Annotated in this window: 15 protein-coding genes; 5 read left to right on the forward strand and 10 right to left on the reverse strand. The window is 45.1% G+C overall.

The features are described 5' to 3' along the window. Positions 1 to 14: 14 nt before the first annotated feature. The 3 genes from ACFS25_RS26445 to ACFS25_RS26455 form a co-directional block, all read right to left on the reverse strand. Positions 15 to 200, reverse strand: a complete 186-nt coding sequence (locus tag ACFS25_RS26445) for a hypothetical protein (protein WP_381507251.1) — start codon at positions 198 to 200, stop codon at positions 15 to 17. A 39-nt stretch (positions 201 to 239) separates the two neighbouring features. Next, complete coding sequence (locus ACFS25_RS26450; protein WP_381507253.1) at positions 240 to 518, reverse strand: hypothetical protein; 279 nt, start codon at positions 516 to 518, stop codon at positions 240 to 242. Between the two features lie 206 nt (positions 519 to 724). Next, positions 725 to 1,036 carry a hypothetical protein gene (locus tag ACFS25_RS26455; RefSeq protein ID WP_381507256.1) on the reverse strand — a complete coding sequence of 104 codons (312 nt, stop codon included), beginning with the start codon at positions 1,034 to 1,036 and terminating at the stop codon, positions 725 to 727. Positions 1,037 to 2,317: 1,281 nt separating this feature from the next. On the opposite strand from ACFS25_RS26455, the gene ACFS25_RS26460 reads away from it, so the two are divergent. Beyond that, positions 2,318 to 3,355, forward strand: coding sequence for a chemotaxis protein CheB (locus tag ACFS25_RS26460; protein WP_381507259.1), 1,038 nt, complete (start codon positions 2,318 to 2,320; stop codon positions 3,353 to 3,355). A gap of 140 nt (positions 3,356 to 3,495) precedes the next feature. Here the strand turns inward: ACFS25_RS26460 and ACFS25_RS26465 are convergent, their stop codons facing one another. From ACFS25_RS26465 to ACFS25_RS26480, 4 genes are all read right to left on the reverse strand, one after another. After that, complete coding sequence (locus tag ACFS25_RS26465; RefSeq protein ID WP_381507262.1) at positions 3,496 to 5,019, reverse strand: tannase/feruloyl esterase family alpha/beta hydrolase; 1,524 nt, start codon at positions 5,017 to 5,019, stop codon at positions 3,496 to 3,498. 250 nt (positions 5,020 to 5,269) lie between these two features. After that, positions 5,270 to 6,817: a class I adenylate-forming enzyme family protein gene (locus ACFS25_RS26470; protein WP_381507265.1), complete on the reverse strand. Its 1,548-nt coding sequence runs from the start codon at positions 6,815 to 6,817 to the stop codon at positions 5,270 to 5,272. A gap of 130 nt (positions 6,818 to 6,947) precedes the next feature. Then, a complete protein-coding gene (locus tag ACFS25_RS26475; protein WP_381507267.1) occupies positions 6,948 to 7,985 on the reverse strand; it encodes a Gfo/Idh/MocA family oxidoreductase in 1,038 nt (345 codons plus the stop codon). A gap of 218 nt (positions 7,986 to 8,203) precedes the next feature. After that, on the reverse strand, positions 8,204 to 9,325 hold the full coding sequence (locus ACFS25_RS26480) for an L-dopachrome tautomerase-related protein (protein ID WP_381507269.1): 1,122 nt from the start codon (positions 9,323 to 9,325) through the stop codon (positions 8,204 to 8,206). A gap of 168 nt (positions 9,326 to 9,493) precedes the next feature. On the opposite strand from ACFS25_RS26480, the gene ACFS25_RS26485 reads away from it, so the two are divergent. After that, on the forward strand, positions 9,494 to 10,666 hold the full coding sequence (locus ACFS25_RS26485) for an alpha/beta hydrolase (RefSeq protein ID WP_381507271.1): 1,173 nt from the start codon (positions 9,494 to 9,496) through the stop codon (positions 10,664 to 10,666). Positions 10,667 to 10,761: 95 nt separating this feature from the next. Beyond that, the gene (locus ACFS25_RS26490; RefSeq protein WP_381507273.1) at positions 10,762 to 11,754 is read left to right on the forward strand and encodes a site-specific integrase; all 993 of its coding nucleotides are present in this window, start codon (positions 10,762 to 10,764) and stop codon (positions 11,752 to 11,754) included. 101 nt (positions 11,755 to 11,855) lie between these two features. Here the strand turns inward: ACFS25_RS26490 and ACFS25_RS26495 are convergent, their stop codons facing one another. Continuing rightward, positions 11,856 to 12,347 carry a hypothetical protein gene (locus tag ACFS25_RS26495; protein ID WP_381507276.1) on the reverse strand — a complete coding sequence of 164 codons (492 nt, stop codon included), beginning with the start codon at positions 12,345 to 12,347 and terminating at the stop codon, positions 11,856 to 11,858. A 60-nt stretch (positions 12,348 to 12,407) separates the two neighbouring features. After that, a complete protein-coding gene (locus ACFS25_RS26500) occupies positions 12,408 to 12,779 on the reverse strand; it encodes a hypothetical protein (RefSeq protein WP_381507279.1) in 372 nt (123 codons plus the stop codon). A gap of 556 nt (positions 12,780 to 13,335) precedes the next feature. Here ACFS25_RS26500 and ACFS25_RS26505 point away from each other — a divergent pair. Next, positions 13,336 to 14,277 carry a cation diffusion facilitator family transporter gene (locus tag ACFS25_RS26505; RefSeq protein WP_381507281.1) on the forward strand — a complete coding sequence of 314 codons (942 nt, stop codon included), beginning with the start codon at positions 13,336 to 13,338 and terminating at the stop codon, positions 14,275 to 14,277. Positions 14,278 to 14,305: 28 nt separating this feature from the next. Here ACFS25_RS26505 and ACFS25_RS26510 read toward each other — a convergent pair whose 3' ends face one another. Continuing rightward, positions 14,306 to 14,662, reverse strand: coding sequence for a VOC family protein (locus tag ACFS25_RS26510; RefSeq protein WP_381507283.1), 357 nt, complete (start codon positions 14,660 to 14,662; stop codon positions 14,306 to 14,308). Between the two features lie 330 nt (positions 14,663 to 14,992). Between ACFS25_RS26510 and ACFS25_RS26515 the strand changes: the two genes are divergently transcribed. Beyond that, positions 14,993 to 16,564 (forward strand): glycoside hydrolase family 32 protein, encoded by a 1,572-nt coding sequence (locus ACFS25_RS26515; protein ID WP_381507285.1) that lies wholly within the window; start codon positions 14,993 to 14,995, stop codon positions 16,562 to 16,564. Positions 16,565 to 17,008 lie beyond the last annotated feature (444 nt).

The raw sequence follows: 17,008 nt of genomic DNA on the forward strand, positions 1-17,008 counted from the left end.
CTAAGTCAATAAGCTCAATTATAAAGGTTGTTGTAATACCGCTTTAATTCCTCCAGCCGATTGCGGCTTTCCGTTAACCTAACTGCGTGTTTAGTTGCCCGAAGATGCGCCTGCATTGGGTTTTTCCCGTCTGATAACCAATCGATTGTTTCTTCCAGCCCCAGGATATGATCTTCGAGTAACTGTTTGTGATTATCCAAGATTGTGGCGTGATCTCACGGATTGATTTAACAAAAGAGTTATGCGTTTATCAGTTCCGGTTCCGTTTGGCTGTATTGACTGACTTCATCACCCATTGCGGTAAGATCATTTACCATAGCCTGCTCATCGGATAGGGTAATGCTGCCTTGTCTGATATATGTATAGTATACTCTACCCGCTATTGAAGCCTGAGCCCTGCTGCCGCTGGCTAATGCTTGGTCATAAGTTGCTCGAAGGCCAAGGGCTCTGCGTTCGCCTGCATACATTATTAGCCCCATAAGGCCTACCAAGGCCGTGCTTACTACAAGAAGTTCCATGATTGATTTGATTAAGAGGGAGTTGATTTAATTAATACCAGTGTTTTTATGATCCGCTTTTGCGGTGTTTTACTGCTTCTCGATCATAAGTCAAAACAATGTCTAGTGGCTAACTGCGCCTGTTATGCCGTAGTGGAATGGATTGCAAACAAAACAGTCTAGCTATCACCTTCCACCCTGTTAGCTATACTAGTCGAAAGAACTGTCTAATCTACCATGTCAGTCAGTGTGATACCCATCTGCTGAGGGTATATTGATCGACACTGTGGAGCAACCAGCAATAACTCTTGCCATTCGCTCTCAAGCTGTTGAATTTGACGACGGAAATTACTTCCATCAAATGCATCAACAGGCAACTGAGTGCACTGGTCATTATCAATGAGTTCAGCCTTAACAAGTTGATTGCCTTTATATAAAACCGAACTCAACATATCTAAAGCAAATTCCATACCGGAAAACCACCAACAGAAATTTCGAAGCTGTCCTTTGTTATCAATTGTAGAAAAAGAAATGAACATAAGATGACATTTTTTTTGAGAATGTTTGGTAAGAGTAACCCATAGTTGTTATTATGTAAAATTTTGCAAATTAATGGTAACTTATTATTTACCTTTTTTTCTATTAAGGTAATTTATGCTGTACAAGATAAGGGATATACGGCTATGTTACATTAGTTACGTCACAAATTATTCAATTAGATAAGCAACGAGGCAAAAGAATCAAACTGCCTTTTGATAAATATATTTTTAAGATACTAACTATTTGAAGAAATTAAGGCCGAAACTATCCACCTTATGCGCAAATTACCTGGCATAAAATTGCATACCTCTTCAGTGGATATTCTGAATCTTACCGGCAGAGGTAACACTACAGGATGTAACTAGCCAGGGTGTAGCTAACAATGGTCGGCGCGAATTGACGGGCCAAATTCTTTGCTGCCATATTCCTTTACTAGCAGACTTTGTTCCCATTCATAATGGTTATCTGGCCAATCCAGCCCAGCCAATATGCAAACTTTTGAACGAATCGGTTGAGAGTCAGCTGTAATCTTAAAGCAGGATATAACGAAATTGCCGGTTTACAAGCGACGGATTGGCGAGGTGCATCACACTCTTAAGCGAGAGTCCAGGGCGGATCAGCTCAAACAGGGAATCGCGTTTATGGATTAATTCGGGACTATGGCACAAACAAAACCGGACTAGGGTCCGGTCGTGTATATACTATCCTCTTTTTAACCAAATAGCGATGCTTTACATCTTAACGTATGATTATATATACTTATTGTTACTATAATAACAAAATATAAAACTCTTTGTAATCATAACAAGAGTATTGCATAAAAAGTTGTCGGATGACTTGCTTCTAACAATTAGTGGTCTAACATGAGTTGTAACGAAACTTACCAGAAAAGCCAACAAGCGGTTTATCGAGGTGCATCGTCTATAAGAACGGCGGGATATATTTTGATCGCGATACGCTAATGGTGAAAGCTTATTGCCTTATCGTTTCTGGTGACATTATGAGTAGGTACTCAAAACTCATTGACACATCCCTTATTGCTGACAATTGTACACGGCTGTTGTACTTAGTCATTCATCGGCCACTCTGCTGCCCGCATTAATACGAATACAGGCTTATTTGTCGGATATATGGAGATAAAAAGATTGCCCACCAGTAGCCATTTGCAAAGTAAACTAGTTTACCACTAAACTATTTATTCGATAAAAATTATCGAATAGACAAACTTCTGGTTTTTGAAATGATAAGGAAAGACATTTCAATGTAACCTATGACAAAGTATGGCAAAACGTGATATTGTAGTTATTGGCGCTTCAGCAGGTGGAGTAATGGCTTTGCGGGAGTTAGTTTCTGCATTTCCCGCCGATTTTCAGGCACCTGTATTCATAATCCAGCATGTATCATCTACATCGCCAAGCCTTATGCCGGAGATTCTTAGCCGGTCAGGTCCGTTGAAAGTGATACATCCACAGGATGGAGCCCCCATTCAAGCCGGATACATTTATATAGCGCCACCAGATCACCACATGATTCTGGAAAATGACCGTATTCTGGTCAAAAAAGGTCCAAAAGAAAACCGATTTCGGCCATCCATTGATGCATTATTTCGCTCGGCAGCGTATACATTTGGTTCACGTGTTATCGGCGTAGTTCTAACGGGTCTACTCAATGATGGTACTTCAGGTATGTGGTCGATTAAACGACTGGGGGGAATAGGTATCGTTCAGCAGCCAGAAGATGCTGCGTATCCAAGCATGCCCACTAGCGTACTGGAATATGTAGATGTAGATTATGTATTGCCATTATCTGATATTGGTGCTTTAATTTGTAAGTTGACGCAAGAGCAGGCCGCTTTAACACCCGAACTGACAGCGCACGAATTAGACCGCCTTGAAATTGAAGTTAGTGTTGCCGCACAGGGTGACGCGTTCGATATGGGTATTTTGACTATGGGAGAGCTATCACCTTTAACCTGTCCAGAATGTAGTGGTGTTCTGGTTCGCTTCGACGAGGGGCGGCTGATCCGATACCGATGCCATACGGGTCATGGATATACATCCGATGCACTATTGTCGGAACTGACTGAGTCTGTAGAAGCCTCTCTCTGGAAAACGTTACGTGGTCTTGAGGAAACTATTATACTTCTCGAACAAAGCAGTGAGGTTCTTTCTGACGCCGATGACACCACCATTGCCGACCAGTTTACGAAAAAAGCTCAGGAAACACGAAAGCTTGCTCAAGCCATTCGTAAGCTGACTTACAATCACGAACAATACAGCGAGGAAGATTTAGTGGAAAAAGCCAGAGAGGGGGAATAATCTAAAAAAGACCTTCGCTCTTATATTTCTGAAATTGGCCTTGGTAGTACCAACTGGGCTAGTAAAAAAATACGTCGTCAAGTGACGGATATAGATTTACAAAAACCAGCTTAAGTGGTTGCACTGGTAAGACGGCCATCTCACTTCATATACTTGCTAGCCGGTATTAAAACACCTTTGCGTGGATGATCAACACCTCGGTAACTGGTAGGGAAGTTCGGGTCTCCACGAAGGTATTTAGGCAGTTTTGGATAAGGGTAGATCGGGCGTTGGAAGCGGACGCCCTCTCTGGGCACACCGCCTGTAAAAGCCGTCGCAATAATTTTGTCGGGAGCACTACCTTGTTCAACCCATTTTACTAGGGCGGTTAACACGTCATGCTCACTATCTTGGGGAACGTTGAAAGAGAGATTCTGTCCACAATCGTTTAAACCAGGCCCACCTCCGCAATGAGCCATTCCGGGTACCAGAAAGAAGCGAAAAAAGTCTTCTGTTCGGGCTAGCCCTCCCTGCGCTTCAATCACTCGCTCATAGTAATTAATAGCATCCTGAAAGGGAACGAGGGGATCAGCCGTTCCAGAATACATCAAAATTTTTCCACCTTGTTTTTTCATAGCCCTCAAGTCGGGGTTGTTCGCGTTGAGAATCGGTGCCAGTACTGAATCCATCTTGGACTGATCGTGATCAAAGTCGAATGTTGTGTAATTAAAATCAGGCCCAAATACCCATTTGTACTGGTAAAAGAGCGAGGGCGGTGCCTGTTTAGGATTCTGTTCGTAGTCAAAGCCTAACGCTGAATTCTCGCTCCCCTGGGGAAGTGGTGTGTAAATTCGTTCGCCCGTTCTGGGATTTGTCGGCCCGGCATGTATTTTTTTCAGAGCGGTCAATTGGGCACTGGTGAGACAAGTGCCATCGTCGGTGCCATTTGGGCATTTAGGGAGTGTTTCCGGGTCAAAATTGCAGGCTCGGGGATCAGTCAGGAAATTATCACCGGGAGCACCGCCATCCTTCCCGGCACAGGCTTTGACAACCGCGTTGGTTATTAACGCTATTTTTTCTTTTGGCAGAAATGCACTGCCTGGTAGCTGATTGGTCGCTTTGTACGTCCAGAGGAAACCAGTATGTAAGTGAGTACGATTGTTGGCTGGAGCACCGGCCAGGATTCCGTTATAATCGTCGGGGTACCGTTGCGCTTCCATTAAGGCTTGCTGACCACCGGTCGAGCAGCCTGCGAAATAGGCGCGTTGGATCGGCTTCTGGTAATAAGCTTGCGTGATTGCCTTTGCGGTTGTCGTCATCTCGTGCGTGGCGCGATAACCGAAATCTGCCCATCGTTCGGGGTGTCCAGTGGCCTCATTGGCACTTGGGGCCGTTCCCATGTCAGTATTCGCTGTTGCAAATCCGCGCTTCAATCCATTGGCCAGGGCTGAATAGGCAATAGTTCCTGCTCCTCCTCCATTACCAGTACCCAGAAATCGACCGTTCCAACCGGTTTGCGGTAACCATACGTCTATTTTAATAGTTGATTCGGGCGTGGGTTTTAATGTGGCACTAACCCGGCAAAAGGCTGGTAAATCAGGTATGGCCTGGCTACTTCCCGACGGCGTAAATGCTCCTGCCGGCACACATTCAGCCGCTGTAATTGTCGCCCCTGCAAACGTCATTGTTGCTATTTGTTGACAGAGACAATCGGTATCAGACGAAGAAACTCCCATACCATTTTGGGCCTTCAAAGGACTGCTTGACAGCAACAAGAGCAATGCTATAATGAAAAGATAGTTTTTATAAACCATGTTAGCTACCAGTTTTGAGGTCTGCTTATTAAAGCTGTTTGGGACTGCCCTATTAGTTTTTCTACTCTGAACGATGCTCCTGAACAAGCCCGCACTGCCTTGAATAAGCTTATTTTGACAGTCATGAGGGTGCGCCTTTAGCTTTTTTTATCGTCTCATGATATTGCTGTTGCAATACATTTTTTAGAATTTTTCCAGCTACATTTTTCGGAAACTCGTCTGTCAGCATTATCGCAAAAATCTTCTGGTAGCGTGCTTCTATGTTTTTATTTGTCCAATCTTTTAACTCGTGCAGGGACACGTCTATAGCCAACCGGACGGCAGCAACGGGCGTTTCGCCCCAATCGTCATGCGGTATGCCAAACACAGCGACCTCAGCCACCGCCGGATGACGAATTATTATTTCTTCTATGTCTTTAGGATAGACATTTACCCCACCCGAAATAATCAAATCCTTCTTACGACCCGACAAAAACAAGTACCCATCTTCGTCAGTATAGCCTAAATCTCCGGTATAAAGCCAGCCCTTCCGAAGCGCATCAGCGGTTTGAAACGGCTTTTTATAATAACCTGACGTTAGAAACGGACCCCGGCCAATGATTTCGCCCACTTCGCCCGTAGGAAGTTCGTCACCATCATCGTTCACAATTTTCATGTCCGAAAACCAGATAGGCCGATCCACCGACCCAGTTTTTTGAGTCGAAACGGTTTTATCTAAAACGGTCATAAAACCTTCCGTCAACCCATACAATTCGTAGAACGTATTTGGAAACCGCTCTATCAGTTTTTCTTTGTATTGGTTCAGTAAAGGCGCGCCCACCGACAGAATATACTCGATTGTTGGTAGGGTGTTGATGGTGAACTCCGGGCTTTGCAAACACGATACGAGTTGAGTGGGAACCAGAATCGTATGCGTCACGCCCTCGCTGGCTATGGTCTGAATCACTGGCTGAGCCACAAACTCCTTCAGCAATACGTACGTGCAGCCAATAAACATTGCGGGCATAAATGTTAGCATGGCCCCGTTGAACACGATGGCACCGGAGTGCATAATTACGCTTTCGGGCTGGATGCGGAAGGCGTTGGCAAATAGAGACCCATACATGGACCGGACAAAGTGGGAGTGCATAATACCCTTGGGCGACCCGGTAGTACCACTGCTGTACATAATGTTATACAAGTCATCACTGGCCAAGTCGGGTGGAGGGGGCTCGGTTTGAGAAGCTGTCTGCCATAAAACGGGATACGATTGCCAGCCTGATAACTCTCCGTCAATAACCCAGTAGTTAGTTGCAGGGATTACTAATTCACTACGAACCTCGTCCAGAAAAGGCGCATGGGCAGTATCGGTCAGGACTAAACCAGAGTCGGCATCGTTCAGCAAGTTTATCAACCCTCGTCCCCGCACCATCGGACTCATCGGCACCAGCACAGCGCCCAGTTTAGCTACTGCCCAAAATGTTTCATACAGTTCCCGACTGTTAGGGAGTACCGTCGCCACTTTGTCGCCTTTTCCAACACCCGCCGTTCGTAGCGCATTGGCCATTCGGTTGACACTCCGGTTCAATTCGGCAAACGTAAGGCGGGTATCCCCAAAGACGAACGCCAGATGATCTGGTCTGAATTGCGCGTGCTGCGTTAGCCAATTGTTAATTGTAAGGGGATACATACATATGTGTTTAACGACTGACTGCCCGTAGAGGCTGATTCGTTGCTCAGACTCAGTAAGAGTTAGTAAATACAAAAACTGAATGCGCTGGCCCTAAACTCAACAACTCGCCAGTGATAGTTGGTCCTTGCTAAAAAAGCATTGTTTGCTGTGTTCGGCTACTCTCCACGGCTAAATCAATTACGCGGGCCAGATTCAAAATATCAGTTGGTGTAACGGCGGGTTCTGCTCCGTTGACAATGGCCTCGTAAAGATTATCGTAAAAAGGTGTGTAATTACCCCGCTCACTTTCTACCCGTTCGCTATGACCATCTCGGTAAAGTGTTCCCCATCGGTCCTGCGTTTCTGCTCCCCAGGCGGCCTGATTTGGCAACTGATTCAGCCGTAGATGTTCTTCCTGTATATCTAAACCGCTCTTAATAAAGGAGCCTTCTGTGCCATGCAGACTGTACCGAAGCTGATTGTGATAAACCATTAAACTGGATTCAAGCCTGACGACCTTATCAGGATAGCCCAGCATTATATCAAAATAGTCGGTGACGCGACTATGGGGGCGTATAATTCGGACGGTAGCTTGTACTGTATCAGGTTTACCAAATAGGTGGAGAGCCTGGTCGAGTAGGTGCGGCCCCAAATTGTATAGATTACCCCGGCTCACGCCCGGCTGTTCTTTCCAGGATTGCGTGTTCGGATCTACCGGCGAGTAACGATCATAGCGTCCTTCGAAGTCAACAACCGTTCCTATTCTGCCGTCAGCCAATAGCCGTTTGATTGTTAAGAAATCAGAATCCCACCGGCGATTCTGGTAGGCTGTGGCAAGACAGCCCTGCCGCTTGGCTAATTCCAATAATTGGTTGGCTTCACGCTCAGAAGTCGCAAACGGTTTTTCGACAACAACGTGTTTTCGATGTTCCAACGCTTTCCGGGCATAGTCGACATGCGTTTCGTTGGGCGAACAAATGAATACGAGGTCGATAGATGCATCGGCAAATAATTCATCTGCCGTAGCGACCCACTCAATGGAGGCATCGAACTGATGTACGGCATCAGGACGGCTGCTGGCTATTTTCTTTAAATGAAATCGTGGATTGACGGACAAAAACGGCGCATGGAAATATCGTCCCGACAGCCCGAAGCCAATCAAACCAACCTGAATAATGGTAGACATACCAAATAGAAAAATGCGTGAATTAGGGTACAGATAGTAAAGCAGCTGCTACCTGCTAATCTCCTGATTTGGTATTGAGTTTTTCACCCTACAACAATCACATTTGCTCGTAGGACTCCGAGTAGAAACGGTCAGAATTATTTCTCAATTACTCTAAACATACTAACAGCGGCCACCCCAAAGGAGTAGCCGCTGTTGGTATATTCGGTGAAAAAGGTCTACTCAATCTTGAGTCGCCATACGCCGTAAGGAGTTTTGCGGGTAGATTTACCACCGTTGTTTTTGGCCATGTGTTGAATTTGTGAGGTAGTCATGTATAAGTAGCCGTTATAAATGGCGTAACTGTCAGGCCATATCAACTGATTTTTGTCGGTAAGCAGAACCTGCTTTGTGAGCTGCGGACGACTTGAACTTGAGGCACCGGGTAGGCGGTATAACGTATACGCCTGATCGTCGCCCATGTATAAATTGCCCCGATTATCGATAATCATGCCGTCGGTAGAGGCTACCTTTCCCAAATCTTCGACATGGGTTGCTAAGGCGGTTGCACTCAGCGCCGTGTTGCGTAAGTTATCAGTTTTGATACGGTAGAGTTTATTGTCACTCAGCGGCTTATAGTACAAATAATTACCATCGGGCGTCATAGCAATTCCATCTGATTGAAACCGTACCGGACCCATATTGTCGCGCAATTCCCGTCCGTCAATGACGAATTTATATGTCGGATCCGCTTTTACCGACTTATCTCCCTTGAGCAGTAGCCGAGCTTTCCCACTCTTGATATCCAGGACGACGATTCCACCCTGTTTGGATTCGGTCAGGTAGGCTATCTCACGGTTCGTATCCACCCGAATGTCATTCAGATAGCTGTCGGAGCCTACCACGCCCTTCATAGGATACTCCTTCTCTACCCGATTAGTTGCCAGATTGATGCAGACGATACGATGGGCATTACCGACCACCCCGTTCTGTTTAGGACTAGCCGCATCTACTACCCAAAGTCGGTCTTTGGCATCTACGTGAACCGATTGTACACAAATCCAGCGGTTAGTCGTTATTGGCTGCCCTTCACGCCAGCTATTGTAAGGTGCATCGGGGTAGGGTTTTACGACACCATCGTTGCCGACCTCGGCCACGGCATAGCGGTAAGCATCAGTCCAGTAAGGATAATTGACAAACAGACGCCCACTTTTGGAGACTGCTACGCCGGTAAGCTGATACGTTTTATCCTGAAAGACAGACTCAAGTTTCGGTGATTGAGCGGCCAGGGGTTGGATAGTTAACCCAAGCGCAAAACCCAGCCAGGTTAGTGTGCTTCGTAAGGGAAAAGAATACATCATCGTCGAGTAATAGGCTTTGTGTTCACTATGAAAACTGTGGTATCAACTACTAATTTGCCCATTGGTTCAGAAAAGCAACGTAACGAGCCGCAGAATAGCTTGCGGATAACTTTTAGTAGACAAGCCGGTTTTTAACGGGTAAGTATAATCCGTTAAAGCACAGTGTTCATGAAAAACAAATCCCCTTTTAAAGTAATAAACTGCGGTTTGGCTGGCAGTTTATTACTACTTATTCTCAGTTTAGCCAGCTGTACGCAGAAAAAAACGTCTGAAACTGGTCAAGGCGCAGATACGTCGGGCTCCACCATGAGCAACGACAGTTCAATGGCTGGTAAGCTGGACGAGTTAAAACCCAAAGGACCAAAACCGGCCTGGGCTCCTTCCATATTACCCGCTATGCAGGTTGTGCTGAAAAAGCTAGCCAGTTACGGCTACCAGGATAAACCTATTTATGAACTACCGGCTAAAGAGGCCCGCTTAAGTCCCACTCCAACGATGGCGGTGATGGCTGTCATGAAAGATCATAACATAATGATGCCTGCTCCAAAGGTGGATACAGCCGGTCAGCAGATTCCGGTAGGAGAAGGACAATCCATTCACGCGCGTATTTACACCCCAAAAATTGGTCAGGCTCCGTTTCCGGTCATTGTCTATTATCATGGCGGGGGTTGGGTGATTGCCGATATAGATACCTACAATGCGTCGGCCCAGGCGCTAGCTGAGCAGGTTGGCGCCGTGGTCGTTTCGGTTGGCTACCGACTGGCACCGGAACACAAGTTTCCAACTCAGCAAAATGATGCTTTTGCCGCATACCAGTGGGTACTCAACAATGCCCAAACTATTAAAGGTGATCCGAAGCGGGTGGCTGTGGCGGGAGAAAGCGCGGGGGGTAATCTGGCCGCTAACGTCAGTATCATGGCCCGCGATAAAAAAATAGCCCTCCCCCGGCATCAGTTGCTGGTGTATCCAATTGCCGATAATGATGTTAATAGTGCATCTTATACTCGGTACGCATCGGCCAAGCCGTTGGATAAACCAATGATGGAGTACTTTTTCAAGCAAACGCTATCGACGGATGCCCAGCGTAGCGACCCGCGCATAGCCTTAGTGAAAGCTAACCTGCAGAGCTTACCCGGTACAACGTTGATTGCTGCTGAATTGGATCCTTTGCAAACCGAGGGTAAATTATTGGCCGATAAACTTCAGGCGGCTGGTGTAACGGTTACCTATAAACGTTACGATGGTGTTACTCACGAATTTTTTGGGATGTCTACCGTGCCGTCTGAAGCGAAGCAAGCCCAGACTTTGGCGGCTGACGAGTTGAAAAAGGCGTTGAAATGATGCCATGAGATAAATTTATCCTATTTTTGCCTAAACAGTCATTAGGTCCAATAATTAAGGATTATCAGACCTAATGACTTTAGTATATTTACACCATGAAGTCTGGACGAAAACAACCAAAGCCCACTCAGGAGGTAGTGCCCCTATCGGTAGCGAATATTAGCTTGTCGACATTACGCAGTAAAGTTGCCAACTATATGCAGTCGGGCCTGGAAGGGGCACCTAATACGCGACGGGCTTATGCAGCTGATTTGCGCCATTTTCGCCAGTGGTGCAGCGAACACCAGCAAGTGCCCGCACCAATTTCCCCCGAGGCCCTTTGTGCATATCTGGCCTTTACAGCCGAGACCGATAAGTGGGCCACGATCCAACGTCGTCTATCAGCTATTCGCAAACTTCATCAACTGCAAGGGGCTGACTTCCCTCAAAAAGACCTGCATGTGCAAACGGTAATGGAGGGTATCCGCCGTACTATCGGTGTGCGCCAGCATCAGGCTCCCGCTTTTTCCGTTGATGAGTTTCGGGATGTTATACAAAGTCTGAACATATTGGATCCCCAACAGCTTCGGGATAAACTTGTCCTGTTGCTGGGGTTTACCGGGGCCTTCCGACGTTCGGAGTTAGTAGCTCTTAATTCGGAAGATCTGTCGTTTTCGTCTGAGGGGGTGCTGGTTCGCCTTCACCGGAGTAAAACCAATCAATACGGTGACCATGAAGAGAAAGCCCTGTTCTATCATTCCGATGCAGCCCTCTGCCCGGTGCAAACTCTTCAATGCTGGCTAGGTCAGCGACCTGAGCGCGGGCCGTTACTAGTGCGCTTCCGTAAGGGGATGGAACCAGGATTGGTTCGGTTTACGTCTGAGCGACTTTCAGATAAAAGCGTGGCCCGTATTGTAAAACACTATCTGGGCGAAAACTATTCGGCTCACTCGTTGCGGGCTTCCTTTGTAACTATTGCCAAACTCAATGGAGCTGATGATCTGGAGGTTATGCAACAAACCAAACACAAGACTTCCGCCATGATTCAGCGCTACACCCGTGTTGGTAATGTCCGTCAGTTTAATGCCGGTAAGAAACTAGGTCTGTAAGGGTCTATCCGTATATAGTATATCTATTTAATGGTAACTCAGTTAGTTTATACGTGTTCATACCCACACTATGAAAATCGATTCAGTAACTCATTTTTCCACTACCGTTGAGGTAATTGGTTTAAAGTTAAAAATTTCCTGGTTTGCGCTGTAGCCAAATGTTGTTGATATCGCTTAAGGGCCACCTCATAATAATTGAGTAATCTGGACCGACTAGGTTCGTTGGGGATATTACACTGAACTCGTTGAAAGCTTTGTTCAGTAATTATAATAGCAAGTTCGAGATGTGCAATACGAACTTCATGACTCTTAATTTGCTGACGAGTTAGAGCGATAAGCCATTGGTCATGAACCGATTTTAAATTGACGGGCTTGGTTAAAACCTGTTGCCATTGTTTTTCTAACTGCTCGATTGGCATTAATAACGGTTGCTCACAGGTGGATTCACCTGGAGTAGAGGCCGTATCAACCGAACTAATTAATTTAATTAATTCAGTTTGTGTTTCCTGGTTCGCTAGGCCAATAAATTTGGCCGCCACGCTAAACACATAGTGCTCCAAAAGTTTATCGAACGATTTTTCGGGAGGAGTCATTTAGTTGGTATCGTTAAAAGCGTTATATCATAAACCCTTCTTAGCGTAACAACTCTTGGTTTATGCTGTTCCAGAACAGTCTAAGCCAAGAGCATTCTTGATATTCTTATTCCAATTAATAATGGTTTTAGTATGTTGATTGAGTTGCCATAAAGTAGCTGTCTCATCAACCAAATCACACTCTTTCTCTAACGTTGCCAGCGAATACATCAAGTCAAGTCGTAGCTTTATAAGATTTTCTATTGACCATTGGCAATCCTTTTTGAAACTACTGTTTATGGCAATATGTTCATTTGAATTTTTCCCGTTGATGACTTGATTAAGTTTATAGTGCCATTGGTGAAGTTCCTTAATAGCTTGAACCCAGTCCTCCAATAGAAAAGCGGGTTCATCTTTATCGGATGAATGTCTATCTAATGACTGATTGTTCATATCAGATAATGTTTTAGAGCCAAACTACACTAGAAACTATGATTACATGGTAATTTTTTCATTTAATGTGTAGTCTTACGACGCAATTTTGTTCAGCGTTATGATCACTCAAACAAAAAAGATATCTTGTAAAGTAAGAGATAATCCCTTGATAAACAATACTTAATAAATCAGTAAGCTTCTTCTAAAGCTCATCCTGATCGAGTTGATTAGTTGCTTTCTTCTCCTGAAGGCTAATAATCAAGTTTCTCGACAAAATAATTAACAAAGTTGATTATTTACTGATTACCAAGATCTTAGGTGCTGTGTGGTACTACAACCTCAATAAAACACTCGTTGGCTCATTAAGTCAAGGGTAGTACACCCATATAGCTGCTTTGAATTAGATTATGACTACACCTATCATCTGTTCCACCTGCCACTTTTGTTACATTATAGGCTGGTAGGGTAGAATTTTTTAATTAACCGTGAGGTTCTTTCAACCCTCTGGCTGTGACTTGACTTTCGGCGAGCCAGGTTTGTAGAACATCTGTCGCTGAGAAACCGTTGCTACGGTATGGCTTCTTCTAAAGTACCACTTTATACAGCGCTGGCGGCAAACTTGGGCATTGCCGCAACCAAGTTCATTGCGGCCAGTATTACGGGTAGTTCAGCCATGCTGTCTGAGGGAATTCACTCGATGGTAGATGCACTGAACGAGTTATTATTATTACTGGGCATAAGCCGGAGTCAGCGCCCCCCCGACCAAAAACGACCCTTTGGCTACGGCCGGGAACAATATTTCTGGTCGTACGTAGTCGCACTGCTGATTTTTGCTGTAGGCGGTGGTGTCTCATTTTACGAAGGGGTAACCCACATACAGCATCCAGAATCAATTAAAGACCCTTTCTGGAATTACATTGTACTAGGTATCGCATTTGTTTTAGACGGGTATTCATTGATTACCGCCTGGCGAGCCTTTAATGCCCAACGTGGGGGACAGTCAGTCTGGGGAGCTATAAAAGACAGTAAAGACTCAGCAACGTTTACAGTTTTGTTTGAAGACGCATCTGATGTGCTGGGCCTGATTATTGCCTTCCTGGGCGTATTTCTGGGTCATGAATTAAATAATCCTTATCTCGATGGCACCGCATCCATCTTGATTGGTCTACTTCTAGTGGCGGTGGCGGTTGTGCTGGCCCGCGAAAGTAAAAGCCTGTTGATGGGTGAGGGAGTTGACCTGGACACGACCCGTCGACTGGTGGCATTAACCGAAGCTGACCCGACAGTACTGAAAGCGATGCAAATCGCCACCATTTACTTGGGTCCGGAAGAAATTACATTGGTGCAGGGCGTTGCGTTCCAAACAGACCTGACGACTGACGCAATTAATAAAGCCATTGTGCGTATCCATGAGTCGATTCATAAGGTATTTCCCGCTATCAAACATGCTTATATACAGCCTGTACCCATGACCGAAACAGGCGAAGTAGCTCATCGGTTGCCTGGTTCGACGTAAGTATTTACCAGATCCCAGCTTACTGGTACTAATCAATAAATTGAAGCAACTCGAAGCGGTTGCCAAACGGATCCCGGAAGAAAAACCGCTGCCGGTCTTCGATCTCGGATGAGTACGAGATGTCAATTCCTTTAGCAGCCAACTCCATCTTCGCTTCGTCCAGATTAGTTATTTCAAAAGCTGGATGGCGTTTCGAGAAATTGCCCCCAGCTTCCTCGCGGACATGCAGTTGAATGTCTGCCAGCCGGAACCAAATGGCCCCTCCGGGATGCTGACCGGGAATTTCTTCCAGACCAAGTATCTCGTTATAAAAAGCTCTGGCCTCGGTTATTTTCCCTTTGGGAATGGAGATAAGAATATGGTCTAATCGCTTGAACTGGATCATGTTTCCTAGTGTGCTTTGGGTGTCGTAAATGTAAGATAACTCCCGGCTTCTTTGAATTTAACAGGTTCTTATACTTATTGCAGGTCTATTCATTTGTTCATGTTTTATAGTGATCAGCCCTAAAACATTAAAACTAAACTTATGGCTTGCCGTAGCGAAAGATTAGTTTTGTAAAGGGGCTGAACAAGCAGAATATTGTTTTTTAATCGCGTCAGTTCAAGTAGATGAAGAACATAATAGGTTAGTCGTCCAGTTTATCATAGGGTAATAGTCATTTGTAAAGCGGCTGCACCACATCTTTTTACGCTAACAATTATTACGTACTCCAGTATGAAAAAGCTATTTAGAAATGCCGCATTACTTGCTTCTTTAGCGCATTATTCCTACGGGCAGGTCAATAAAGCTGCTATGAAACCGGAATTTTACCGGCCACAGTACCACTTTTCAGCACCAAAAAACTGGATTAATGATCCCAATGGGCTGATTTATTACGAGGGTGAGTATCATCTTTTCTACCAACATAACCCCTTCGATAATGTCTGGGGGCATATGAGTTGGGGACATGCCGTCAGCAAAGACTTACTCCATTGGCAACACCTGCCGTTGGCCATTCCCGAATTTACGCACCCTGATGGCAAAACGAAAACGGCCATTTTTTCGGGGAGTGCGGTCATTGACAAGGGAAACCAGAGTGGCCTTTGCCCTGACGGTACCAAAGATTGTATGGTGGCTGTTTATACGGGCAATGTGTCGGTTGGTGAAAAGCAGACGGCTCAGTATCAAAATCTGGCTTATAGTGCCGACAAAGGGCGAACCTGGAAACAGTACGATAAAAATCCGGTACTGGATCTTAAAACAAAAGAGTTCCGCGACCCGAACGTATTCTGGTACGCACCTCAGAAAAAATGGGTGATGTCGTCAGTGAAGGCTACTGAACATCGGGTAGCATTTTTTGAGTCCAAGAACCTGAAAGACTGGAAACTGATGAGTCATTTTGGACCTCAGAGCGATACTACGAAGGTTTGGGAATGTCCTGCTCTTATGTCGGTGCCGATCGAAAATGAGCCTGGTAAGAGCAAATGGGTACTGTTCATTTCAGCCGGGCATCCACAGAAAGGATATGTGGGCATGCAATATTTTGTGGGTGATTTTGATGGTACACATTTTACGCTGGATAAAGACAACCCCAAACCGATTGCCCCCGCTGTTAGTAATGTAGTCGATTATGGTAAAGACTATTACGCAGCCATTCAGTACAACAATCTGCCAATTCAAGACAAAAATCCGGTCATGATTGGTTGGCTAAACAATTGGGAGTATGGCAATAAACTACCGACGACGCCCTTTAAGGGAGCCATGTCGCTACCTCGCCAAATTGCTCTGAAACGCACCACAGATGGCTTACAGTTAATTCAACAACCTATAGGTAGTAGTAGCAGTCTACGCGGAAAAAAAATTGAGCGACAAAACATAAAGTTGACGAACCAGATCCTGACACTGGAAAAACGCATCGCTAATTCTTACGAGATTGAGGCCGAAATTTTACCGGGAACAGCTAAACGCGTAGGTATACGACTGGCTAAAAATGGCAGTGAAGTAACCATAATTCAATATGCGAATGGTAAGCTGGAGCTTGATCGCCGGAAGTCGGGCCAGACAGATTTTAGTGACCGTTTTCCCAGCGTGGAACAAGCTCCTGTTAAACCGCAAAATGGCCTGATAAAGTTGCGCATTTTCGTTGACAAATCGGTTGTTGAAGTGTTTATCAACGATGGGGAGCGCGTGATTACTGACCTGATTTTTCCGAATAAATCGGAAGGGGAAATTGATTTATTCACTGAAGAAGGTAGTGCAGAATTTAAGAAGATAACCCTGTGGCCACTGGCCTCCGTCAAACAATAGTACTATTTGACTAACTGCTATCCTTATTGAAGTTAGGTAAAGTAGAGCAAACGAAAAACCGCTCTTTTATTCAACCGCATCGGCTTTTCTGATGACTTCCTTTTGAAGATAGGGGGTCTTCCTACATTCGTCCACTATGTCTCGTTAAAATGACATAAATATCTGAAAATCAATACAATAAAGTGTATTTTAAAAGTAATATAGCTTCATGTAAATACTGAGGCCGGTATGATTCCGTACTAAGGAACATGCCATTATGGGTCTATATAAAAGCCCTAATATGTAAACTATCCGATCGATGTCTAGTGGGGATTGTCTAAGCCCATATACTTTAAATATGGAATTAGAACGTTGGAAAGTAGTCGAATTACCCTCTACCCTTCTTTACCCCGGTTTTTACCCCTTTAACCACAATCATTCCCAAGCTCCAATTAATGGGTATAC

The organism is Spirosoma flavum (genome assembly GCF_042686045.1).
Taxonomy (GTDB): Bacteria; Bacteroidota; Bacteroidia; order Cytophagales; family Spirosomataceae; genus Spirosoma; species Spirosoma flavum.

Excerpts from the sequence above, each read along its gene's own strand:
- ACFS25_RS26450 (WP_381507253.1), bottom strand. The coding sequence starts at position 518 with ATGGAACTTCTTGTAGTAAGCACGGCCTTGGTAGGCCTTATGGGGCTA.
- ACFS25_RS26455 (WP_381507256.1), bottom strand. The coding sequence starts at position 1,036 with ATGTTCATTTCTTTTTCTACAATTGATAACAAAGGACAGCTTCGAAAT.
- ACFS25_RS26460 (WP_381507259.1), top strand. The coding sequence starts at position 2,318 with ATGGCAAAACGTGATATTGTAGTTATTGGCGCTTCAGCAGGTGGAGTA.
- ACFS25_RS26465 (WP_381507262.1), bottom strand. The coding sequence starts at position 5,019 with ATGACGTTTGCAGGGGCGACAATTACAGCGGCTGAATGTGTGCCGGCA.
- ACFS25_RS26470 (WP_381507265.1), bottom strand. The coding sequence starts at position 6,817 with ATGTATCCCCTTACAATTAACAATTGGCTAACGCAGCACGCGCAATTC.
- ACFS25_RS26475 (WP_381507267.1), bottom strand. The coding sequence starts at position 7,985 with ATGTCTACCATTATTCAGGTTGGTTTGATTGGCTTCGGGCTGTCGGGA.
- ACFS25_RS26480 (WP_381507269.1), bottom strand. The coding sequence starts at position 9,325 with ATGATGTATTCTTTTCCCTTACGAAGCACACTAACCTGGCTGGGTTTT.
- ACFS25_RS26485 (WP_381507271.1), top strand. The coding sequence starts at position 9,494 with ATGAAAAACAAATCCCCTTTTAAAGTAATAAACTGCGGTTTGGCTGGC.
- ACFS25_RS26490 (WP_381507273.1), top strand. The coding sequence starts at position 10,762 with ATGAAGTCTGGACGAAAACAACCAAAGCCCACTCAGGAGGTAGTGCCC.
- ACFS25_RS26495 (WP_381507276.1), bottom strand. The coding sequence starts at position 12,347 with ATGACTCCTCCCGAAAAATCGTTCGATAAACTTTTGGAGCACTATGTG.
- ACFS25_RS26500 (WP_381507279.1), bottom strand. The coding sequence starts at position 12,779 with ATGAACAATCAGTCATTAGATAGACATTCATCCGATAAAGATGAACCC.
- ACFS25_RS26505 (WP_381507281.1), top strand. The coding sequence starts at position 13,336 with ATGGCTTCTTCTAAAGTACCACTTTATACAGCGCTGGCGGCAAACTTG.
- ACFS25_RS26510 (WP_381507283.1), bottom strand. The coding sequence starts at position 14,662 with ATGATCCAGTTCAAGCGATTAGACCATATTCTTATCTCCATTCCCAAA.
- ACFS25_RS26515 (WP_381507285.1), top strand. The coding sequence starts at position 14,993 with ATGAAAAAGCTATTTAGAAATGCCGCATTACTTGCTTCTTTAGCGCAT.